We start from the raw sequence: 22,738 nt of genomic DNA on the forward strand, positions 1-22,738 counted from the left end.
CTGTATCGGACCTTGAGTCAGAGGACCGGCGCCTGCGGCCCGTTGGGCAGTTCCAGCCGGCCGTCGAGCACCGCGCGGGCGCTCTGCGCGACCTCCGCCTCGCTGAGCTTACGGAATCCGTCCTCGGTGATCACCGTCACGATGGGGTAAATCCGGCGGGACACGTCCGGACCGCCGGTCGCCGAGTCCTCGTCGGCCGCGTCGTACAGCGCCTGGATCACCGCGGTGACGGCCTGCTGGCCGGTGAGATCCTCCCGGTGCAGTTTCTTCAGGGCGCCCCGGGCGAACAGCGAGCCGGAGCCCACGGCCGCGAAACCGTACTCCTCGGAACGGCCGCCGGTGACGTCGTAGGAGAAGATGCGGCCCTTCTCCTGGTCGGTGTCCCAGCCGGCGAGCAGCGGGATCACGGCCAGGCCCTGCATGGCCATGCCCAGGTTGCCGCGGATCATGGCGGACAGCCGGTTGGCCTTGCCCTCCAGCGACAGCACCGCGCCCTCGACCTTCTCGAAGTGCTCCAGTTCGAGCTGGAACAGCTTGACCAGTTCCACGGCCAGGCCGGCGGTGCCGGCGATGCCGACCGCGGAGTAGTCGTCGGCGGGGAAGACCTTCTCGATGTCCCGCTGGGCGATCAGATTGCCCATGGTGGCCCTGCGGTCACCGGCGACCACCACACCGCCGGAGCCGTCCGGGCCGCCGGAGTACGTGGCCGCCACGATGGTGGTGCCGTGCGGCGCCTCCACCGGCCCCTTCACCGGCGGCAGCCCGCGTCCGCTCGGCAGCCGCTCCGGGGCATGGTCGGAGAGGAAATCGAGAAACGAGGAGGAACCCGGCGTCAGGAAGGCTGCCGGGAGACGGCCCTGGTCGTGCGAGTTGGCTGCCACAGGTTTCCTTCCGGAGAGTTGACGTACTGCTGGACGCAGGCGAAGCGGAGTACGACACGGACCCTACCCGTCGGACTGCCATGATCCACATGGATCCGCCGGGCCGGGCCGGGCGGCTCGCCTCCGTGGCAGCCCGTGCCGGAACGGGCGCGGCCGGTAGCCGCGCCCGCGTATGCCCCGGGGGGCGGTGCCGGCGGTGCCGGTCCACGGGCGGACCGGGCCGGAGGCCCGGCCCGCCCGGCCGGCTACTCCCCGCCCTTCTGCACGAAGCCGCGCACGAAGTCCTCGGCATTGGACTCGAGGACCTCGTCGATCTCGTCCAGCACTGAGTCGACGTCGTCGCTCAGGGCCTCCTGGCGCTCCTTGAGCTCCTCGGAGACCTCGACGTCCTGGGTCTGTTCCTCGGTTTCCTCGGTGGTGCGCGACGCCCGCTGCTGGCCGCCGTTGTCCTTTGCCATCTGCCTCACCCCGCTCGGTTCGAAGCTTCAAGATCAGACCCTACAAGCAGGGGCTGACATCGGCCCCCCGGTTTCCGGCCCACCGCCGTGACCGGCGCTTCCGGCCCGGATGGGCCACTGCGATCATTCCCTTCCGGAGGGCAACTCAGCCACCGGACAGCGCCCGGACAAGATCCTCCGCCGTCCGGCACCGGTCCAGCAGGCCCTTGACGTGCTCCTTCGTGCCGCGCAGCGGGTCCATGGTGGGCACTCGCTGCAGGGAGTCCCGGCCCGGCAGATCGAAGATCACCGAATCCCAGGAGGCCGCCGCCACATCCCCGGCGTACTGCTCCAGGCACCGGCCGCGGAAGTACGCGCGGGTGTCCTCCGGCGGGGTCCGCTGGGCCCGCAGCACGTCCTGGTCGTCCACCAGCCGCTCGATCCGCCCCCGGGCCGCCAGGCGGTTGTACAGCCCCTTGTCGGGCCGCACGTCGGCGTACTGGAGATCCACCAGGTGCAGCCGGGCGGCGTCCCAGCCCAGGCTGTCCCGGCGCCGGTAGCCCTCCAGCAGCTCGCGCTTGGCCACCCAGTCCAGCCGGCCGGCCAGGCTCATCGGGTCCGTCTCCAGCCTGGTGAGCACGTCCTCCCAGCGGGTGAGCACGTCCTTGGTCTGGGCGTCCGCGTCGTCGCCCCAGCGCTCCTCGACATACTTGCGGGCCAGCTCGAAGTACTCCATCTGGAGCTGTACCGCGGTCAGGGTACGGCCGCTGCGCAGCGTGACCAGCTCCCGCAGGTCGGGATCGTGACTGACCCGGTGCAGGGTGCGCACCGGCTGGTCCACGGCCAGGTCCACCGCGATGAAGCCGTCCTCGATCATGGACAGCACCAGTGAGGTGGTGCCCAGCTTGAGGTAGGTGGAGAGTTCCGCCAGGTTGGCGTCGCCGATGATCACATGCAGCCGGCGGTACTTCTCGGCGTCCGCGTGCGGCTCGTCCCGGGTGTTGATGATGGGACGCTTCAGGGTGGTCTCCAGGCCCACCTCGACCTCGAAGTAGTCGGCGCGCTGGCTGAGCTGGAAGCCGTGCTCGCCGCCGTCCTGCCCGATGCCCACCCGCCCGGCGCCGGTCACCACCTGGCGGCTGACGAAGAAGGGCGTGAGATGGCGCACGATGTCCGAGAACGGGGTCTCCCGCTTCATCAGGTAGTTCTCGTGGCAGCCGTAGGACGCGCCCTTGTTGTCGGTGTTGTTCTTGTAGAGCTGGATCGGCTGGGTGCCGGGCACCTCGGCGGCTCGCCGGGCGGCCTCGGCCATGATCCGCTCGCCGGCCTTGTCCCAGAGCACCGCGTCCAGCGGATTGGTCACCTCGGGGGCGCTGTACTCGGGATGGGCGTGGTCCACATACAGCCGGGCGCCATTGGTGAGGATGACGTTCGCCAGCCCGATGTCCTCGTCGGTGAGCTGGCTGGCGTCGGCGTTCTCCCGGGCCAGGTCGAAGCCGCGGGCGTCCCGCAGCGGGTTCTCCTCCTCGAAGTCCCAGCGGGCACGCCGGGCCCGGTGCATGGCTGCCGCGTAGGCGTTCACTACCTGGGACGAGGTGAGCATGGCGTTGGCATTGGGGTGCCCTGGGACGGATACGCCGTACTCGGTCTCGATGCCCATCACTCGCCGTACAGTCATGCGGCCCTCCTTGCCCGACGGCGATCGCCGTCGCGACCGCCGTGCCTCGCAGTCGAGGCTACTTCGAGGCTACGGGGCACGGATCGCGGTGACGAGATCACTGCGGGTTTCCTGTGGACTGTTCGGGGAAACCACGCGGCTGCGGGGCGCCGCCCAGGGCGCGCCCCGCAGCCGGCGTGGTTGCGCTGCGTCGGTGCTGCGTGGTGCTGCGTCGGTGGCCCTGCCGCGGTCCGGCCGGCTACAGGTACTGGCCGGTGGACACGGTGTCGATGGACCGGCCGGTGTCGGCCCCCTGCTTCCCGGTGACCAGGGTGCGGATGAACACGATCCGCTCGCCCTTCTTGCCGGAGATCCGGGCCCAGTCGTCCGGGTTGGTGGTGTTGGGCAGGTCCTCGTTCTCCTTGAACTCGTCCACGCAGGCGGCGAGCAGGTGGGACACCCGCAGACCCTTCTGGTCCTTGTCCAGGAAGTCCTTGATCGCCATCTTCTTGGCCCGGTCCACGATGTTCTGGATCATGGCGCCGGAGTTGAAGTCCTTGAAGTACAGGACCTCCTTGTCACCGTTGGCGTAGGTGACCTCCAGGAAGCGGTTCTCCTCGGTCTCGGAGTACATCTGCTCGACCACCGTCTGGATCATGGCGTCCACCGCGGCGTCGGCGCTGCCCTGGTGCTCGCGCAGGTCGTCCTCGTGGATCGGCAGGGTGGGGGTGAGGTACTTGGAGAAGATGTCCTTGGCCGCCTCGGCGTCCGGCCGCTCGATCTTGATCTTCACATCGAGACGTCCGGGCCGCAGGATCGCCGGATCGATCATGTCCTCCCGGTTGGAGGCGCCGATCACGATGACGTTCTCCAGGCCCTCCACACCGTCGATCTCGGAGAGGAGCTGCGGGACGATGGTGTTCTCCACATCCGAGCTGACCCCGGAGCCGCGGGTGCGGAAGAGGGAATCCATCTCGTCGAAGAAGACGATGACCGGTGTGCCCTCACTGGCCTTTTCCCGGGCCCGCTGGAAGACCAGCCGGATGTGCCGCTCGGTCTCGCCGACGTACTTGTTGAGCAGCTCGGGACCCTTGATATTGAGGAAGAAGCTCTTGCCCGCCGGCTTTCCGGTGACCTCGGCGACCTTCTTGGCCAGGGAATTGGCGACCGCCTTGGCGATCAGCGTCTTGCCGCAGCCGGGCGGCCCGTAGAGCAGCACGCCCTTGGGCGGACGCAGCTCGTGCTCCCGGAACAGATCGGGGTAGAGATAGGGCAGCTCCACCGCGTCCCGGATCAGCTCGATCTGGCCGCCGAGGCCGCCGATCTTGCCGTAGTCGATGTCCGGCACCTCTTCGAGCACCAGCTCCTCGACCTCGCTCTTGGGCACCACCTCGTAGGCGAAGCCCGAGCGGGTGTCCAGCAGCAGGGCGTCGCCGGCCCGCAGGGTGACGTCCATCAGCGGCTCGGCGAGCCGGACCACCCGCTCCTCGTCGGTGTGCCCGACGACCAGGGCGCGCTCGCCGTCCTCCAGGATCTCCTTGAGGGTGACGATCTCCCCGGCGCGCTCGAACAGCATGGCCTCAACGACGTTGAGCGCCTCGTTGAGCATGACCTCCTGGCCCCGCCGCAGCTCCGCCAGGTCGATGGACGGGCTGACGTTCACCCGCAGCTTGCGCCCGCCGGTGAAGATGTCGGCCGTGCCGTCCTCATTGGCGCCGAGGAAGACACCGAAGCCGGACGGCGGCTGTGCCAGCCGGTCGACCTCCTCCTTCAGGGCCACGATCTGGTCGCGCGCCTCGCGCAGGGTACTGGCGAGCCGCTCGTTCTGCGCGGTCACTCCGGCCAGATTGGTCTGCAGCTCGACAATCCGTTCCTCGAGAATACGGGTGTGGCGCGGAGAGTCGGCCAGCTTGCGGCGCAGGACGGTGATCTCCTGCTCCAGGTCGGCAACCTGCCGGGAGGGATCATCGGACCCCCGACCGGACCGGATACCGCGGTTGATGTCGTCATCGTGGGATGCCACGGTCCTCACCTCCTCCAGGGGGAGCTGGACGCTTTCTGACCCTACCTGGCCGGGTGTCGTTCGAAACCCCTAGATCACGAACCGGGCCAAGGTGTGTCCGATCTTCACCCTTGCGCACTCCCTCACTCAAGGGGAATACCCAGCGGGCGCCGCCCCCCATCCCACAGCATCCCCAAGGGCAACGCAAAGCGGACAGATGTATGGTCGTAGCCGGCCAACCGGCGCCGGAAACGGCGTCCTTTGACCCATGCCGGACCACCGCTTGACCAGCACCGGACCAGCACCGGAGCAGCACCGGACCAGGGCCGGACCACCGCTTGACCGCGGCCCGGCCGGGGCCCGGCCAGGACACAGCCGCGCACAGACGAAGGACGGGCAGGGACGATGACCTCGCAGCAGCGATCCGCCGGGGAGCGCACCGACGCCCTGGAGGTCTGGATCGACCAGGACCTGTGTACCGGCGACGGGATCTGCGCCCAGTACGCACCCGAGGTGTTCGAGCTGGACATCGACGGACTGGCCTATGTGAAGCCGCCGGCCGCGGCGGGCGAGGAGGCGCCGCTGCTCACCGAGCCGGGGGCGGCGGCCCCGGTGCCGCTGCCGCTGCTGGACGACGTGGTGTCCTCGGCCCGGGACTGCCCGGGCGAGTGCATCCATGTCCGCCGGGTCGCCGACGGTGCCGAGGTGTACGGCCCAAAGGCCCCGTGACCGCCCCGTGACCGCCCGGCAGACGGGGCCGGATCAGGCGCTCCGCAGGTCGCCCAGCGCGGCCGGCGGGGCGCCCTGTTCGATGACCAGCCCGCCGTCCCGCCAGGCCCAGGTGGCCTCGCCGTGCAGGTCGGGGGCGGCGCGCGGGACGTTCGGGCCGGAGTAGCCGAAGAGGGCCACGGTCACGGTGGCACCGTCGGTTTCCAGCCGGTCCACCAGCATGCCGTCGGCCGGGTCGACCAGCGTGGCCGCCACCACCGGGCCGGCCGCCGCGCCGTCCTCCGGGCCCCCGGGCCCGGCGGGGTGGGTGAGCAGATAGACGCCGTTGGGCGGGGTGCCGCCGCCCGCGTCGCAGCGGACCACGGCCACGGTGTCCGGCCGGCCGTCGCGGTCCAGATCGGTCTCGGCCCGGTCGGTGACCGCCACCTCGTACGGTCCGCAGTCCAGCGGGTACTCGGCGGCCTCCGGGTCGGGGGGTGCGACGGGGATCTCCGGCTGTTCCTCCCCGGTGCCGGCGCCGTCGTCCCGGCGGTCCGCGGGGCCGGCCGCGCCGCCCGCCGCGGCGCCGGCCGGTCCGGTCAGGGAGGCCGCCCAGGTCACCGCGGCGAGCAGCAGGGCGGTGGCGAGCCAGTGCGCGGGGCCGGAACGGGTGTGCGGAAGCTCGGGTCCTGCCGTGGGCTGCACGCGGAGAACTCCTGTGAGTCAAAGGGGCGGCACAAGACCGGTGGGGTGGCCAGCATCGTGCCACAACTCACACTCGTACGAGGCGTCCGGGGGCCGGAAAACCCGGCCCCCGGCCGCGACTTCCGGCCCGGAGCGCCCGGGTGCGCCCGGCGCGGCGCGCGGGGCCGGCCGCGGGCTCAGCCGCGCCCGCTGCCGCCGCCGGGCCCGGTGTAGTCCTCGCCGTAGGCGCCGGGCGCCGGGCGGCGGCGCCGGCGCGGCGGCTCCACTCCGTCGGCCAGCCGCCGGGCGGTGAGCAGAAAGCCGGTGTGGCCCACCATGCGGTGGTCGGGCCGGACCGCCAGGCCCTCCACATGCCAGGTGCGGACCATGGTCTCCCAGGCGGCCGGCTCGGTGAAGTTCCCGTGCTCGCGCAGGGTCTCCACGGTGCGGGCGAGCTGGGTGGTGGTGGCCACATAGGCGCACACCAGGCCGCCGGGGACCAGCGCCTTGGCGACCGCGTCCAGGCACTCCCAGGGGGCCAGCATGTCCAGGATCACCCGGTCCACCTCGGTGTCGGCGAGGGCGTCCTGGAGGTCGCCCACGGTCAGCCGCCAGGCCGGGTGCGGGCCGCCGAAGTAGCGCTCCACATTGGCCCGGGCGATCTCGGCGAAGTCCGCCCGCCGCTCGTAGGAGTGCAGCATCCCGCCGTCGCCGACCGCCCGCAGCAGGAACATGGAGAGCGATCCGGAGCCGACCCCGGCCTCCACCACCCGGGCGCCGGGGAACACATCGGCCATGGACAGGATCTGCCCGGCGTCCTTGGGGTAGACGACGGCCGCCCCGCGGGGCATGGACAGGACGAAGTCGGGGAGCAGGGGGCGCAGCGCGAGGTACTCGACATTGCCGGTGGTGCGGACGACCGTGCCCTCGGGCGAGCCGATCAGCTCGTCGTGCGGAAAGGCACCCTTGTGGGTGTGGAAGCTCTTCCCGGCTTCGAGCGTGAAGGTGTAGTGGCGGCCCTTGGGGTCGGTGAGCTGAACCTGGTCCCCGACCTGGAAGGGCCCGCGACGGCGGGCGGCACCGGTCGGTTCGGACATATGCGCAAGCCTAGTGCAACGCCGGGGCGGGGCCCCGCGGGGAGGGCCTCAGGAGGGTCCGCCGGACGGGCCGGGGTGCTTGGCCATCGCGTTGACGAACGCCCGTTCCACGTCGACGGCGGAGAGCACGCCGTAGATTTTGCCGCCCTCCTCGATCACCAGATACTCGCTCGCCGGGGCGGCCCGCAGGTGCTCCAGCAGCTGCTCGCCGGTCAGCTCGGCGGGCACCCGCATGCCCTCGGTCAAATCCTGCGCCAGGGTGCCCACCGTCACCCAGGGGCGGCGGTGCTCAGGCACCTGGGCGATGGCCGTCTCCCGCACGATGGCGCGCGGGCTGCCGTCCCCGGCGACCACCACCAGGGCGCGGGCCCCGGAGTCGTTGGCCCGGCGCAGCGCCTCGGACAGCGGGGTGTCGCCGGCCACCGGCACGGCGCGGCGGGTGAGCGCCCGGGCGCGCAGCGAGGGCAGCCGTTCCCGCAGCCTGGCCATGCGCAGGCTGTTGCCGGCGCCGGTCCAGATGATGGCGGCCAGGATGGCGGCGAGCAGCCCGTCGGTGAGCGAGTCCACGCCGGTCAGCGAGGACCGGTCGGTGAGGCCGCTGGTATGGGTGGCCAGCGGGAAGCCGATCAGCACGGCCACCGCCAGTACCCGGCCCACCCAGGCGGCGGCCACGGTGCCGGTCATGGGACTGCCGCTGAGCTTCCACACCACGGCGCGCAGCATCCGGCCGCCGTCCAGCGGCAGTCCGGGCAGCAGATTGAAGACGGCGACGATCAGGTTGGAGATCATCAGCCCGGCGAGCAGCACCCCGGGCACGGTGCCGGCGGTGACCACGAGCATGCCCGCGTAGAAGACTCCGGCCAGCACCAGGGACAGCAGCGGACCGACAAAGGCCAGGACGAACTCCCGCCCGGCGGATTCGGACTCCTTCTCGATCTCCGAGACCCCGCCGAAGAACTGGAGGCGGATGCGCCGCACGGGCAGGCCGAAGCGCAGCGCGGCCACGGTGTGGGCGAGTTCGTGCACCAGGACGGAGGCGTAGAAGGCGACCGCGAAGAAGAGTGACACCAGGTAGCGGCCGTTGCCCAGCTCGGGCAGCACCCGGCCGAGCTGGTTGCCGAAGAACCAGGTGATGAGGGCGGCGACCAGGAACCAGCTCGGCGCCACATAGATGGGCACGCCGAAGAGCCGGCCCATGAGAACGCCGCCGCCGGTCTCCCGGGCGCGCGGCCCCGCCGCACCGGCGGATCGCCCGTTCTCGCTCTCTGCCACCGCTTCCCCTCTGCTGGCCCGGCCGCCGGGCTCCGGCGCCGGCCGTTCCGGTCCATCCGGTCCGGGTGGTCCGATCCTGCCCCGGGGTCGCGCCGCCCAGTCGGCTGTGCTGTCGATGGTATGCCGCTGAGTGTCAGTGCCGGGGCTTAGGGTTGCCGACCATGAACGGTTCCCCGGCCGCGCCGCCCCGCCCGCCCGTCGCCTCGCTGTCGCCGTCCCGGGCGGCGGATTTCATGCAGTGTCCGCTGCTGTACCGCTTCCGGGTGATCGACAGGCTGCCGGAGGAGCCGAGCCCGGAGGCGGCCCGCGGCACCCTGGTGCATGCCGTCCTTGAGCGGGTGTTCGACGCCCCGGCGGCGGAGCGCAGTGTGCGCCGGGCGCGGGCGCTGGTGGTGCGGGAGTGGGAGCGGCTGCTGGCCCGCCGTCCCGAACTGGCCGCGCTGTTCGCCGAGGACACCGGCGGGGACCCCGGCACGGGCACCGGCGGGGACGGCGGCGGGCCGGAGCCGCGGCTGGCCCGCTGGCTGGCCGATGCCGAGGAGCTGGTGGAGCGCTGGTTCTCGCTGGAGGACCCGTCCCGGCTGGAGCCCGCCGAGCGGGAGCTGTTCGTGGAGGCCCGGCTCGATTCCGGGCTGCGGCTGCGCGGGGTGATCGACCGGGTGGATGTGGCGCCCACCGGCGAGGTGCGCATCGTGGACTACAAGACCGGCCGGGCGCCGCGGGCGGAGTTCGCGGGCGAGGCGCTGTTCCAGATGAAGTTCTACGCCCTGGTGGTCTGGCGGCTGAAGGGGGTGATCCCGCGCCGGCTCCAGCTCGTCTATCTGGGCAGCGGCGAGGTGCTGACGCACGATCCGGAGGAGTCGGATCTGCGGGCGGTGGAGCGCAAGCTGCTGGCGCTGTGGGAGGCGATCCGGGCGGCCACCGAGTCGGGCGACTGGCGGCCGAGGCGGAGCAGGCTGTGCGGCTGGTGCAGTCATCAGGAGCGGTGCCCGGAGTTCGGCGGCACTCCCCCGCCGTATCCGCTGGCGGTGCAGCCGGCGCTGCCGGTGACCGAGGTGCCGGCGCCCCGTGCGGGCGGCCCGGACGCGCGGCCGGACGTGCCGGGGGAAGGCGGGGCGAGTAGGCAAGAATGACAGCCGTCGACGGTGCACACGCTTGAGGGGAGCCGCCGTGCCGATCCGGGTTCTGCTGGTGGACGACCAGCCGCTGCTGCGTACCGGTTTCCGGATGATTCTGGAGGCCGAACAGGACATCGCCGTGGTGGGCGAGGCGGGAGACGGCCAGCAGGGGCTGGAACAGGTGCGGGCCCTGCAGCCGGATGTGGTGCTGATGGACATCCGGATGCCGCGGATGGACGGGGTGGAGGCCACCCGGCGGATCACCGGCCCGGCCAAGGACGGCCCGGCCAAGGTGGTGGTGCTGACCACCTTCGATCTGGACGAGTATGTGGTGGAGGCGCTGCGCGCGGGGGCCAGCGGCTTTCTGCTGAAGGACGCCCCGGCCGCCGAGCTGGTGCAGGCGATCCGCGTGGTGGCGGCGGGCGAGGCCATGCTGGCACCCAGTGTCACCCGGCGGCTCCTGGACAAGTACGCCGGTCAGCTTCCCTCGGCCGAGCAGCCGGTGCCCAATTCGCTGTCCACCCTCACCGAGCGCGAGGTGGAGGTGCTCAAGCTGGTGGCCCGGGGCCTGTCCAATGCCGAGATCGCCGCCGATCTGTTCGTCAGCGAGACAACGGTGAAGACCCATGTGGGTCATGTGCTGACCAAGCTGGACCTGCGGGACCGGGTGCAGGCGGCGGTGTACGCCTATGAGAGCGGGCTGGTGCGCCCCGGCCAGTAGGGCCCGGCCGCGCCCGCCGCTCCGGTCAGCGGACGGGCAGCGGCTCCTCCACCGGGTCGGTCCACAGGGCACGCAGATAGCGCAGGTCCACCTCATCCAGCGAGGCGACCACGCTGCGCCCGGGGGCGCCGGGAACGGGGGCGATGGAGGGCACCGCCACCACCCGGCATCCCGCGGCCTCGGCACTGGCGACGCCGGTCGGGGTGTCCTCGATGGCGACACACCGCGCCGGGTCGGCGCCCAGCCCGGCGGCGGCCGTGAGATACGGGTCGGGGTGCGGCTTGGTGCGGACCAGTTCGTCCCCGGCCACGGTGAGGGCGAAGTTCTCCGCGCCGAGATGGCGCAGCATCCGGTCCACCACCGTCCGGTGCGAGGCCGAGACCAGGGCGGCCGGCACCCCGTGGGCGGCGAGTTCGGTGAGCAGCCGGCGGGCACCGGGCATCAGCGGCACCTCGCGCTCGATGCGCCGCAGAAAGGCACTGTTGAGCAGCACGGTCAGCTCGTCCAGGGTGATGTCGGCACCGGTGACGTCGATCAGATAGCCCGCGCTGCGGCTCATCGGGCCGCCGACCACGATTTCGCGGTGCTCCTCGGCCAGCGTGTGCCCCAGCGAGGCGAACACGGCGACCTCGGCGTCCCACCAGAATCCCTCGGTGTCGACCAGGGTGCCGTCCATGTCCAGCAGCACGGCCTGGGGGGCCGCGGCGGTGCCCGGCACAGTGCCGGTGGCGGGCAGGAACGTCGTCATCCGCATACCTTTCGATCGGGCCGGCTCCGGCCGGCCGGCGGGCCGGCCGACAGGGGCACGAAGGCCGGCCGTGATTCCCTGGCGGGAACCCCGACCGGCCTGATCCGGACCGGTCAGTCTACGCCCGTGGACGGAATACCGCACAGCGTGCGTCCGGATACGGCCGGTGAATTTCCGGCGGCGGACGGCGTGCGCCGGATGTCCGCCCGGTGCCGGGCGGACATCCGGCGGGGCGCCGGCGGTGCTCAGCGGGCGTTGAAGTAATTGGCCTCGGGGTGGTGGAGCACGATGGCGTCGGTGGACTGCTCGGGGTGGAGCTGGAACTCCTCCGAGAGCTTGACCCCGATCCGCTCCGGCTGGAGCAGCTCGGCGATCTTGGCCCGGTCCTCCAGGTCGGGGCAGGCCGGGTAGCCCAGCGAGTAGCGGCAGCCCTGGTACTCGGTGCGGAACATGCCGGCCAGGCTGTCCGGGTCGGCGCCGGCGATGCCCAGTTCGGCACGCACCCGGGCGTGCCAGTACTCGGCCAGCGCCTCGGCCAGCTGGACGGACAGGCCGTGCAGCTCCAGATAGTCCCGGTAGGCGTCGGCGGCGAACAGTTCGGCGGTGGCCTCGCCGATCCGGGAACCCACGGTGACCACCTGGAGGCCGACCACATCTGTCTCGCCGGAGTCCCCGGCGCGGAAGAAGTCGGCCAGGCAGAGCCGGCGCCCGCGGCGCTGGCGGGGGAAGGTGAAGCGGGTGCGCTCGGCGCCGTCGTCGTCCAGCACCACCAGGTCGTTGCCCTCGGCGAAGCAGCGGAAGTAGCCGTGCACCACGGCGGCCTCCAGCAGGTTCTCGGTGTGCAGCCGGTCCAGCCAGCCGCGCAGCCGGGGCCGGCCCTCGGTCTCGGCGAGCTCGGCGTAGGAGGGGCCGTCGCCGCGGGCCGCCTTCAGCCCCCACTGGCCCTTGAACAGCGCGTCCTCGTCCAGCCAGGAGGCGTAGTCCTTGAGCGCGATGCCCCTGACCACCCGGGTGCCCCAGAACGGCGGTGCGGGGACCGGGTTGTCGGTGGCCACATCGGAGCGGACGGTGTCGTCGGTGACGGGCGGCTCCTCCTCGGCCCGGTCGCGGGCGCGCACCCGGCGCTGCCGCAGCTCCGGCAGGGCCGGGCCGTCGGTGCCGCGGCGGTGCGCGATCAGCGCGTCCATCAGCCGCAGCCCCTCGAAGGCGTCCCGGGCGTAGCGGACCTCTCCCCGGTAGACCTCGTGCAGATCCTGCTCGACATAGGCGCGGGTGAGGGCGGCGCCGCCCAGGATGACGGGGTAGCGGGCGGCGAGGTCCCGGGTGTTGAGCTCCTCCAGGTTCTCCTTCATCACCACGGTGGACTTCACCAGCAGGCCGGACATGCCGATGACATCGGCGCGGTGCTGCTCGGCGGCCTCCACGATGGCCGAGATGGGCTGCTTGATGCCCAGATTGACCACGTTGTAGCCGTTGTTGGTGAGGATGATGTCGACCAGGTTCTTGCCGATGTCGTGCACGTCCCCGCGCACCGTGGCCAGAACGATGGTGCCCTTGCCCGCCTCGTCGGACTTCTCCATGTGGGGTTCGAGGTGGGCGACGGCGGACTTCATCACCTCGGCCGAGGTGAGCACGAAGGGAAGCTGCATCTGCCCGGAGCCGAAGAGTTCGCCGACCGTCTTCATGCCCTCCAGCAGCACCTCGTTGACGATCTCCAGGGCGGACCGCTCGGCCAGGGCGGCGTCCAGGTCGGCCTCCAGCCCCTTGCGCTCGCCGTCCACGATCCGCCGCTGGAGCCGCTCCTCCAGCGGCAGGGCGGCGAGTTCCTCGGCCTTGCCGGCCCTCATGGCCCGGGTGTCCACGCCCTCGAACAACTCCAGCAGCTTCGCCAGCGGGTCATAGCCCTCGGCGCGCCGGTCGTAGATCAGGTCCAGGGCGGTGGCGACCTGCTCCTCCTCCAGCCGGGCGATGGGCAGGATCTTGGCCGCGTGCACGATGGCGGAATCCAGGCCGGCCTTGACGCACTCGTCCAGGAAGACGGAGTTGAGCACCATCCGGGCGGCGGGGTTGAGGCCGAAGGAGATGTTGGACAGGCCGAGCGTGGTCTGCACCCGGGGGTGGCGGCGCTTGAGTTCGCGGATGGCCTCGATGGTGGCCACGCCGTCCTTGCGGGACTCCTCCTGGCCGGTGCAGATGGTGAAGGTGAGGCAGTCGATGATGATGTCGGATTCCCGGATGCCCCAGTTGCCGGTGAGGTCGGCGATCAGCCGCTCGGCGACGGCGACCTTGTGCTCGGCGGTGCGGGCCTGGCCCTGCTCGTCGATGGTCAGGCCGATCAGCGCGGCACCGTGCTCCCGCGCCAGCCTGGTGATCTTCTGGAAACGGCTGTCCGGGCCGTCGCCGTCCTCGTAGTTGACCGAGTTGATCACGGCCCGGCCGCCCAGGCATTCCAGTCCGGTGCGGATCACCTCGGGCTCGGTGGAGTCCAGCACCACCGGCAGGGTGGAGGCGGTGGCCAGCCGGGAGGCGAACTCCCGCATGTCGGCGGTGCCGTCCCGGCCCACGTAGTCCACACAGACATCCAGCATGTGGGCGCCCTCGCGGATCTGGGCGCGGGCGATCTCCACGCAGTCGTCCCAGCGCCCCTCCAGCATGGCGGTGCGGAACTTCTTGGAGCCGTTGGCGTTGGTGCGCTCGCCGATGGCCAGGTAGGAGGTGTCCTGCCGGAACGGCACCGACTGGTAGAGCGAGGAGGCGCCGGGCTCCGGACGCGGTTCGCGGGGCTCGGGGCGCCGGCCGCGCAGCCGCTCCACCACCTGCCGCAGATGCTCCGGCGTGGTGCCGCAGCAGCCGCCGACCAGCGACAGCCCGAATTCCGACAGGAAGTGCTCGTGGGCGTCGGCCAGTTCGGCCGGGGTGAGCGGGTAGTGGGCGCCGTCCTTGCCGAGCACCGGCAGGCCCGCGTTGGGCATGCAGGACAGCGGCACCCGGGCGTGCCGGGCCAGATGGCGCAGATGCTCGCTCATCTCGGCCGGGCCGGTGGCGCAGTTGAGGCCGATCATGTCGATGCCCAGCGGTTCCAGGGCGGTGAGCGCGGCGCCGATCTCCGAGCCGAGCAGCATGGTGCCGGTGGTCTCCACGGTGACCTGGACCAGCAGCGGCGCGTCCAGCCCGGCGGTCTCCAGGGCACGCCGGGCGCCCAGCACGGCGGCCTTGGTCTGCAGCAGGTCCTGGCTGGTCTCCACCAGCAGGGCGTCGGCGCCGCCCGCCAGCAGGCCCTCGGCGTTGGCCCGGTAGGCGTCGCGCAGCGCGGCGTAGCCGATGTGGCCGAGGGTGGGCAGCTTGGTGCCGGGGCCCATGGAGCCGAGTACCCAGCGCTGCCGGCCGTCCTCGGCGCCGACCGCGTCGGCGGTCTGCCGGGCGACCCGGGCGCCGGCCTCGGAGAGCTCGTGGATCCGGTGGGCGATGTCGTATTCGCCGAGGGCGGAGAGATTGGCGCCGAAGGTGTTGGTCTCCACGCAGTCCACGCCGGCCTCGAAGTATTCCCGGTGCACGGCGGCGACGATGTCGGGGCGGGTGACGTTGAGCACCTCGTTGCAGCCTTCGAGCTGCTGGAAGTCCTCCATCGACGGGTTCCGGGCCTGGAGCATGGTGCCCATGCCGCCGTCGGCGACGACCACGCGGGCGGCGAACGCCTCGCGCAGCGCGCGGACCCGCTCGGCGGCCGGGGCGGTCCCGGAAGGGGTGGCGCGAGTGGCCGAGGAGGCCGCTGGAGAAGGGGAATCGGGCAGGGTCGGCGATGCCATACGGGAAGCTCCCTGGATGCGACGGCTGTCGGCTATGCGCCCGGTGCGGGGACGCACCCCGCCAGGGTATCGGGCCGGGGCCGTGCGGCCCGGACCATTCCGGAGGGCGGACACCCTAAACTCGTCTCCACCAACACCGCGTCGACATGACCATATAGCGTTCGGCAATGGCGAATGGCGACCGGTGACGCGCATACGACCGGAGGAGGCAGCCCATGGCCCGCACGATTCAGTCCGTGGAACGGGCCGCCGCGCTGCTGCGCCTGCTGGCCGGCGGGGAGCGCCGGCTGGGCCTGTCCGACATCGCCTCCGCCATGGGACTGGCCAAGGCCACGGCTCACGGCCTGCTGCGCACGCTGCAGCGGGAGGGGTTCGTGGAGCAGGACGAGCGCTCCGGCAAGTACCAGCTCGGCGCCGAGCTGCTGCGGCTGGGCAACAGCTATCTGGATGTGCACGAACTGCGCGCCCGGGCCCTGGTGTGGACCGACGATCTGGCCCGGGCCAGCGGTGAGAGCGCCTATCTGGGCGTGCTGCACCACGGCGGGGTGCTGCTGGTGCACCACGTCTTCCGGCCGGACGACAGCCGTCAGGTGCTGGAGATCGGCGCCCTGCTGCCGCTGCACTGCACCGCGCTGGGCAAGGTGCTCAGCGCCTATGACCCGGTGGCGCACAGCGAGCTGGCCGAGCTGGAGCTGACCGCGGTCACCGACCGCACCGTGACCGACCGCGCGGAGCTGGAGAAGGAGCTGGTCCGGGTGCGCGACCGGGGCTGGGCCGGCGATCTGGGCGGGACCTGGGAGGGCGTGGCCTCGATCGCCGCTCCCGTCTTCGACCGCCGGCGGATGCCGGTGGGGGCGGTGGCGGTCACCGGCGCGGTGGAGCGGATGACCGTGGCGGGCGGGGCGGCGGACGGCGAGCTCAGCCCGCGGCTGATCGCGGCCGTCCGGGACTGCGCCAGGTCCGTGTCGCGGGACCTGGGCGCGGGGCGCTTCTAGCACGATACAGACAGACACACAGATACACCTGGACACAGATAGATACAGGTCGGTACAGGTCGGTACAGGTCGGTACAGACAGCAGGCATCCCATACCGCCCCGCCCGCCGGTCACCGGCCGGACGCCGGGCGGATCGCGCCGTACACACCCCTTGACGCGGAAGACGCCGGGGAGAAAAACTGCCGGACGTCGGTCGACAATGTCGAACACTGATCGTATGACCTGATCATCGCGCCCCCCGGCGCGCTCCCTCCTCGCTGCCCTGGACCAAGGCAAAGGAGCCGCCCATGTCCAGTTCCGACATCTTCTTCGGCGAGATCCTCGGTACCGCCGTCCTGATCCTGATGGGCGCCGGCGTGGTCGCCGGCGTGGTGCTCAGGAAGTCCAAGTCGTACGGCGCCGGCTGGATCGTCATCGCCTTCGGCTGGGGCCTGGCGGTCATGACCGCCGTGTTCATCGCCGGACCGCTCTCCGGCGCGCACATCAACCCGGCCGTCACCGTGGGCATCGCCCTGGACAGCGGCGAATGGGGCGACGTACCGGCCTATCTGGCCGGTCAGATGCTGGGCGCCATGCTCGGCGCCACCCTGGCCTGGCTCGCCTACTACGGCCACTTCCAGGCGCATCTGCACGATGCGGAGATCATCGCGGTGCCGGAGAAACCCGCCCATCCCGGGCCGGTGGAGACCCACCGGCCCGGACCGGTGCTCGGGGTGTTCTCCACCGCGCCGGAGATCCGCCGGCCGGTGCAGAACCTCACCACCGAGATCATCGCCACCGCCGTGCTGGTACTGGCCGTGCTCCGGATCGGCGTCAACGAACAGCTCCAGGTCACCGCGCTGGGCGGGCTGATCGTGGCATTGGTCGTGGTCGGCCTGGGCATGTCGCTGGGCGGACCCACCGGCTACGCCATCAACCCGGCCCGCGACCTCGGCCCCCGCATCGTGCACGCCCTGCTGCCGCTGCCCAACAAGGGCAGCTCCGACTGGAGCTACGCCTGGATCCCGGTGGCCGGCCCGCTGGCCGGGGCGGCCCTGGCCGCCGGTCTGCACCGGCTGCTGTTCTGACCGCCCGCCCGGACCGCCCCGCTTCCGACCCGCCCGCCCGAGGACCCCACCCCGCAGGAGCCGCCGCATGAACGCCCCCGACACCCCCCGCGAATTCATCGCCGCCATCGACCAGGGCACCACCTCCAGCCGCTGCATCGTCTTCGACCGGGACGGCCGGATCGTCGCCGTCGACCAGAAGGAGCACCGGCAGATCTTCCCCAGGCCGGGCTGGGTGGAGCACGACGCCACCGAGATCTGGCGCAACGTCCAGGAGGTGACGGCCGGCGCACTGGCCAAGTCCGGCATCACCAGCGACGAGGTCAAGGCGATCGGCATCACCAACCAGCGGGAGACCACCCTGCTGTGGGAGAAGGCCACCGGCCGCCCGGTGCACAACGCCCTCGTCTGGCAGGACACCCGCACCGACCAGCTCTGCCGCGAACTGGGCCGCGACACCGGCCAGGAGCGGTTCCGCCGGGCGACCGGTCTGCCGCTGGCCTCCTACTTCTCCGGCCCCAAGGTGCGCTGGCTGCTGGACAACGTGCCCGGTCTGCGGGAGCGGGCCGAGCGCGGCGAGATCCTGTTCGGCACCATGGACTCCTGGGTGATCTGGAACCTCACCGGAGGACCGGACGGCGGGCAGCACGTCACCGATGTCACCAACGCCTCCCGCACCATGCTGATGAACCTGCACACCATGGAGTGGGACCGGGAGATCCTGGCGGCCATGGACGTGCCGGCCGCCGTCCTGCCCCGGATCGGCTCCTCCGCCGAGATCTACGGCACCGCCGCGGACGGCCCGCTGGCCGGCACCCCGGTCGCCTCCGCCCTCGGCGACCAGCAGGCCGCGCTGTTCGGCCAGACCTGCTACGCGGTGGGCGAGGGCAAGTCCACCTACGGCACCGGCACCTTCCTGCTGATGAACACCGGCGAGCAGCCGGTCAGCTCCTACCACGGCCTGCTCACCACCGTCGGCTACCGGATCGGCGGCCAGCGGCCGGTCTACGCCCTGGAGGGCGCCATCGCGGTCACCGGCGCCCTGGTGCAGTGGATGCGCGACCAGATGGGCCTGATCAGCACCGCGGCCGAGATCGAGACCCTGGCCCTGTCGGTGGAGGACAACGGCGGTGCCTACTTCGTGCCCGCCTTCTCCGGGCTGTTCGCCCCCTACTGGCGCTCCGACGCCCGCGGGGTGATCGCCGGCCTGACCCGCTATGTCACCAAGGCGCATCTGGCGCGCGCGGTGCTGGAGGCCACCGCCTGGCAGACCCGGGAGATCGTGGACGCCATGCGCAAGGACTCGGGCACCGGCCTGACCGCGCTCAAGGTGGACGGCGGGATGACCGCCAACAACCTGCTGATGCAGAACATCGCCGACTTCCTGGACGTGCCGGTGGTGCGGCCCATGGTCTCCGAGACCACCTGCCTGGGCGCCGCCTACGCCGCCGGCCTGGCCACCGGCTTCTGGGCCGGCACCGAGGAGCTGCGGGCCAACTGGCGGCGGGCCGCGGAGTGGACTCCGCGGATGGACCCGGCGCTGCGCGACCGCGAGTACCGGCAGTGGCTCAAGGCCGTGCAGCGGACCATGGGCTGGCTCGACGAGGAGAGCTGAGACACCGATGCGGCACACCACCGCCCCCACCCCCGCGCCGTCGCCGGGCACCCCCGGCCGCGGCGGCTCCGGCCCCGGCGCGGCGGCCGGTACGGCCCCTGCGACGGCACTGATACCGGCGGCGGCCGAGGAACGGGCCCGGACCCGGGACCTGCTGTCCCGGGGCACCTTCGACCTGCTGGTCATCGGCGGCGGCATCCTGGGCACCTCGGTCGCCTGGCACGCCGCCCAGGCCGGCCTGCGGGTGGCCCTGGCGGAGGCCGGCGACTTCGCCGGCGCCACCTCCTCGGCCTCCTCCAAGCTGGTGCACGGCGGGCTGCGCTATCTGCAGACCGGCGCCGTCCGGCTGGTCGCCGAGAACCACCGGGAGCGCCGGGCGCTGGCCCGGGACGTGGCGCCCCATCTGGTGCGCCCGCTCACCTTCCATCTGCCGGTCTACCGGGGCGGCCCGCACGGGGCCGCCAAGCTGGGCGCCGGGGTCTTCGCCTACTCCGCGCTCTCCGCCTTCGGCGACGGCGTGGGCCGGGTCATCACCCCGTCCCGCGCCGCCGCGGCCAACCCCGGCCTGCGCACCGGGAATCTGCGCGCGGTGGCGGTCTACGGCGACCATCAGATGAACGACTCCCGGATGGCGGTGCTGACCGTGCGGGCCGCCGCCGAGGCCGGGGCCACGGTGCTCAACCACGCCGAGGTGACCGGGCTGCGGCTCACCCGCGGCCGGGTCACCGGCGCCGACCTGCGGGACCGGCTCGACGGCACCGAGTTCGGCGTCTCCGCCCGGCTGGTGCTCAACGCCACCGGGCCCTGGGTGGACCGGCTGCGCCGGATGGAGGACCCGGGCGCCGGCCCCAGCGTCCGGCTCTCCAAAGGCGCCCATGTGGTGCTGCGCGGCACGGTGCCCTGGCGGGCGGCGATGGCCACGCCGGTGGACCGCTACCGGATCACCTTCGCGCTGCCCTGGGAGGACCATCTGCTGCTGGGCACCACCGACGAACCCTACGAGGGCGATCCGGGCGAGGTGCGGGCCACCGAGTCCGACATCCGGCAGATCCTGGACGAGGCGTCGCTGTCGGTGCGCGACGAGCACCTCTCCCCCGCCCTGGTCACCTACGCCTTCGCCGGGCTGCGGGTGCTGCCCGGCGGTCCCGGCGAGGTGACCGCGGCCCGGCGGGAGACGGTGATCAGCGAGGGCCGGGGCGGCATGCTGTCGGTGGCCGGCGGCAAGTGGACCACCTACCGGCACATCGGCCGGGCGGTACTGGCCCGGATCGCCGCCCGCACCGGCTCCGCCCCGGCGGACGCCGGGCCGGTCCCCCGCCTTCTGGACCGGATGCCGCTGCCCGGCGTGGCCAGCCCGGACGCGGTGGCCCGGCGGCTCGCCGCCGGCGACGGCGCCGACGGCCCGGGACTGGACCCGGCGACCGCCCGCCATCTGGCCGGGCACTACGGCTCGCTCGCCTTCGGCCTGGCCCGGCTGGTGGACGAGAACCCGGCACTGGGCGAACGCATCCACCCGGACGGCCCCGACATCTGGGCGCAGGCGGTCCACGCCCGGGACTCCGAATGGGCCTGCACCCCGGACGATGTGCTGCGCCGCCGCACCACCCTGACCATCCGTGGCCTGGACGGCGAGGAGGTGCGGGCCCGCACGGCGGCCCTGCTGGCCGGCCGCCCGGCCGGTCCCGGCTGAGCCGCCGCCGGGCCGCCGCCGGGCGGGCATGGTCGTCCTCCGACGGGTATGGCAGAGTTCCAGACAGACATACGGGGGGTGATCTTGGGATGCGCTGGCCCTTCTCACCGGGCTCACCGGGCTCGCCGGGTGGTGGCTTTCTGCGCCGGCTGGGCCCGGCGGTCCGCTGGACCGCCGGGGCGCTGGCCCTGGTCGTGGTGCTGCCGCTGATCGCCGCGCTGGTCTTCCTGCGCGGCATGTACAGCGGACCGATCGACGCACAGGCGCACAGCAGGGGCCGGGACGCCGTCTGGCTCGGCCACGCCTGGGTGGACGGCCGCCACGACGAAACCGATCTGGCGGCCCTGGCCGCGCGCATCGAGGGCACCGGAATCCGCGATGTCTATGTGCACACCGGTCCGATGGAGGACGACGGCACCCTGCCGCCGGAACGCCACCCGCGGGCGGACTGGCTGCTGACCGCCATGGCCGAGCGGCTGCCCCGGGTCCGGGTCCAGGCGTGGATAGGCAACCGGCTGGCGTACGGCGACGACACCTCGGGTCTGCGGCTGGCCGACCCGGACGACCGGGCCGGCGTGGTGGCCACCGCCGGGCGGATGCTGGACCTGGGCTTCGACGGGGTGCATCTCAATGTGGAGGCCATCGCCTCCGGCGACCAGGACTACCTGCGGCTGCTGGACGCGCTGGCGGCTCAGGTCGGCGGGCGCGGCGGCGTGCTGTCCGTCTCCGCGCACCAGATCGATCCGCTGCCCCGCATGGATTCCGTGGTGAGTGCGGTCACCGGCAAGCACAAGTGGTGGTCGCAGCGGTACTTCGGCCAGGTGGCCCGGCGGGTGGACCAGATCGCGGTGATGAGCTACGACGGGCAGACCCCGGTGGAGAGCCTGTACGGCGGCTATGTGGCCCAGCAGACCGAACTGGCGCTCCAGGTGACGCCCGAGGACACCGAACTGCTGATGGGGCTGCCGTTCTTCCACAACGGCGATCTGATCCACCGGGCCGAGACGGTGCGCGCGGCGGTGCGCGGTGTCCGGCTCGGCCTGACCCGCGAGGACCCGCGGCGGGCCGCCTTCGGGGTGGCGCTCTATGTGGACTACGCCGCCACCGCCGACGACTGGCGCACCTACCGCCGCCACTGGGGCGGCACCGGCTGACCACCGCCGCGGCACCCGCGCGCCCCGCCGGCCCGGGTGGCCGCGGAGGCGTACGAGGACTTACGAGGACTGCGGCCCGGGCACGGTGACGCCGTAGGCTGGGGCACGCACGGAACTGCAGTCAGCAGCCAGGCGGGCCCCGGTGTCCGGCCTGGTCGGAAGGAGGCGCTGGGTGATCGAGCTCGAGGGCGTTCCCGAGCTGGTCGACCCGGTCATGGTGGCCGCGTTCGAGGGCTGGAACGATGCCGCCGACGCCGCGTCCGCCGCGGTCGCGCATCTGGAACGGACCTGGAAGGGCGAGGTGTTCGCGGCGCTGGACGCCGAGGACTACTACGACTTCCAGGTGAACCGCCCGCATGTGTGGCTGGACGGCGGGGTGCGCCGGGTCACCTGGCCGACGACCCGGCTCTCGGTGGTGCGCATCGGCGAGGAGCACGGACGGGGCCGGGCACGCGACCTGGTGCTGGTGCGCGGCATCGAACCGAGTATGCGCTGGCGTTCGTTCTGCAACGAGATCCTGGGCTTCGCTCATGAGCTGGGTGTGGAGATGGTGGTGGTGCTCGGCGCGCTGCTGGGCGACACCCCGCACACCCGCCCGGTTCCGGTCACCAGTGTGACGGCGGACGAGGATCTGGCGCGCACCCTGAGTCTGGAGGAGTCCAGATACGAGGGCCCCACCGGGATCGTGGGCATCCTCCAGGAGGCGTGCGCACATGCCGGGCTGCCCGCGGTGAGCCTGTGGGCGGCGGTGCCGCACTATGTCTCGCAGCCGCCGAACCCGAAGGCCTCACTGGCACTGCTGCACCGGCTGGAGGATCTGCTGGAGCTGTCCATCCCGCTGGGCGAGCTGCCGGAGGACGCGCGGGCCTGGCAGATCGGGGCCGACCAGCTGGCCGCCGAGGACAGCGAGGTCGCCGAGTATGTGCAGGCCCTGGAGCAGGCGCGGGACACCGCGGAACTGCCGGAGGCCTCGGGCGAGGCGATCGCCCGGGAGTTCGAGCGCTATCTGCGCCGCCGCGACCCGGGCGGGGACGACGAGGGCCCGCCCCACTTCCGCGGCCCCGCGGGATAGCCGCGGCCGGCCGTCCCGCTCCGCCGCGGCGGAG

General features: G+C 72.3%; 18 protein-coding genes. 9 read left to right on the forward strand and 9 right to left on the reverse strand.

What is annotated here, in order from left to right; all coding sequences use genetic code 11:
• Positions 1-17: 17 nt before the first annotated feature.
• The 4 genes from prcB to arc form a co-directional block, all read right to left on the reverse strand.
• On the reverse strand, positions 18-881 hold the full coding sequence (gene prcB, locus BM242_RS22500) for a proteasome subunit beta (RefSeq protein WP_093840720.1): 864 nt from the start codon (positions 879-881) through the stop codon (positions 18-20).
• A 245-nt stretch (positions 882-1,126) separates the two neighbouring features.
• Positions 1,127-1,339, reverse strand: coding sequence for a ubiquitin-like protein Pup (locus BM242_RS22505; RefSeq protein ID WP_093840721.1), 213 nt, complete (start codon positions 1,337-1,339; stop codon positions 1,127-1,129).
• 145 nt (positions 1,340-1,484) lie between these two features.
• Entirely contained in the window at positions 1,485-2,996 is a 1,512-nt protein-coding gene (gene dop, locus BM242_RS22510) for a depupylase/deamidase Dop (protein WP_093840722.1), read from the reverse strand.
• Between the two features lie 238 nt (positions 2,997-3,234).
• Entirely contained in the window at positions 3,235-4,998 is a 1,764-nt protein-coding gene (arc, locus tag BM242_RS22515; protein ID WP_093840723.1) for a proteasome ATPase, read from the reverse strand.
• A 384-nt stretch (positions 4,999-5,382) separates the two neighbouring features.
• On the opposite strand from arc, the gene BM242_RS22525 reads away from it, so the two are divergent.
• Positions 5,383-5,706: a ferredoxin gene (locus BM242_RS22525; RefSeq protein ID WP_093840724.1), complete on the forward strand. Its 324-nt coding sequence runs from the start codon at positions 5,383-5,385 to the stop codon at positions 5,704-5,706.
• A 33-nt stretch (positions 5,707-5,739) separates the two neighbouring features.
• Here the strand turns inward: BM242_RS22525 and BM242_RS22530 are convergent, their stop codons facing one another.
• The 3 genes from BM242_RS22530 to BM242_RS22540 form a co-directional block, all read right to left on the reverse strand.
• Positions 5,740-6,390, reverse strand: a complete 651-nt coding sequence (locus BM242_RS22530; protein ID WP_093840725.1) for a hypothetical protein — start codon at positions 6,388-6,390, stop codon at positions 5,740-5,742.
• Positions 6,391-6,566: 176 nt separating this feature from the next.
• Positions 6,567-7,466, reverse strand: coding sequence for a tRNA (adenine-N1)-methyltransferase (locus tag BM242_RS22535; protein ID WP_093840726.1), 900 nt, complete (start codon positions 7,464-7,466; stop codon positions 6,567-6,569).
• 48 nt (positions 7,467-7,514) lie between these two features.
• Positions 7,515-8,738, reverse strand: a complete 1,224-nt coding sequence (locus BM242_RS22540; RefSeq protein WP_245834403.1) for a site-2 protease family protein — start codon at positions 8,736-8,738, stop codon at positions 7,515-7,517.
• A gap of 161 nt (positions 8,739-8,899) precedes the next feature.
• Here BM242_RS22540 and BM242_RS22545 point away from each other — a divergent pair, with 161 nt between their 5' ends.
• Together BM242_RS22545 and BM242_RS22550 are read left to right on the forward strand one after the other, a co-directional pair.
• The gene (locus tag BM242_RS22545) at positions 8,900-9,871 is read left to right on the forward strand and encodes a RecB family exonuclease (RefSeq protein ID WP_093840728.1); all 972 of its coding nucleotides are present in this window, start codon (positions 8,900-8,902) and stop codon (positions 9,869-9,871) included.
• Between the two features lie 37 nt (positions 9,872-9,908).
• Positions 9,909-10,577: a response regulator gene (locus BM242_RS22550; RefSeq protein WP_093840729.1), complete on the forward strand. Its 669-nt coding sequence runs from the start codon at positions 9,909-9,911 to the stop codon at positions 10,575-10,577.
• 25 nt (positions 10,578-10,602) lie between these two features.
• Here BM242_RS22550 and BM242_RS22555 read toward each other — a convergent pair whose 3' ends face one another.
• Entirely contained in the window at positions 10,603-11,325 is a 723-nt protein-coding gene (locus BM242_RS22555) for an HAD family hydrolase (protein WP_093840795.1), read from the reverse strand.
• A 245-nt stretch (positions 11,326-11,570) separates the two neighbouring features.
• Entirely contained in the window at positions 11,571-15,131 is a 3,561-nt protein-coding gene (metH, locus tag BM242_RS22560) for a methionine synthase (RefSeq protein WP_093840730.1), read from the reverse strand.
• Between the two features lie 215 nt (positions 15,132-15,346).
• On the opposite strand from metH, the gene BM242_RS22565 reads away from it, so the two are divergent.
• The 6 genes from BM242_RS22565 (at position 15,347) to BM242_RS22590 (ending at position 22,704) form a co-directional block, all read left to right on the forward strand.
• A complete protein-coding gene (locus BM242_RS22565; protein ID WP_093840731.1) occupies positions 15,347-16,126 on the forward strand; it encodes an IclR family transcriptional regulator in 780 nt (259 codons plus the stop codon).
• A gap of 288 nt (positions 16,127-16,414) precedes the next feature.
• Complete coding sequence (locus BM242_RS22570; protein WP_093840732.1) at positions 16,415-17,194, forward strand: MIP/aquaporin family protein; 780 nt, start codon at positions 16,415-16,417, stop codon at positions 17,192-17,194.
• A 67-nt stretch (positions 17,195-17,261) separates the two neighbouring features.
• The gene (gene glpK / locus BM242_RS22575; RefSeq protein ID WP_093840733.1) at positions 17,262-18,788 is read left to right on the forward strand and encodes a glycerol kinase GlpK; all 1,527 of its coding nucleotides are present in this window, start codon (positions 17,262-17,264) and stop codon (positions 18,786-18,788) included.
• Positions 18,789-18,795: 7 nt separating this feature from the next.
• On the forward strand, positions 18,796-20,478 hold the full coding sequence (locus BM242_RS22580; protein WP_093840734.1) for a glycerol-3-phosphate dehydrogenase/oxidase: 1,683 nt from the start codon (positions 18,796-18,798) through the stop codon (positions 20,476-20,478).
• Between the two features lie 89 nt (positions 20,479-20,567).
• On the forward strand, positions 20,568-21,632 hold the full coding sequence (locus BM242_RS22585) for a glycoside hydrolase family 18 protein (protein WP_245834405.1): 1,065 nt from the start codon (positions 20,568-20,570) through the stop codon (positions 21,630-21,632).
• 172 nt (positions 21,633-21,804) lie between these two features.
• The gene (locus tag BM242_RS22590; RefSeq protein WP_093840735.1) at positions 21,805-22,704 is read left to right on the forward strand and encodes a PAC2 family protein; all 900 of its coding nucleotides are present in this window, start codon (positions 21,805-21,807) and stop codon (positions 22,702-22,704) included.
• Positions 22,705-22,738: the final 34 nt, after the last annotated feature.

This window comes from Streptomyces aidingensis (genome assembly GCF_900112355.1).
Lineage (GTDB): Bacteria > Actinomycetota > Actinomycetes > Streptomycetales > Streptomycetaceae > Streptomyces > Streptomyces aidingensis.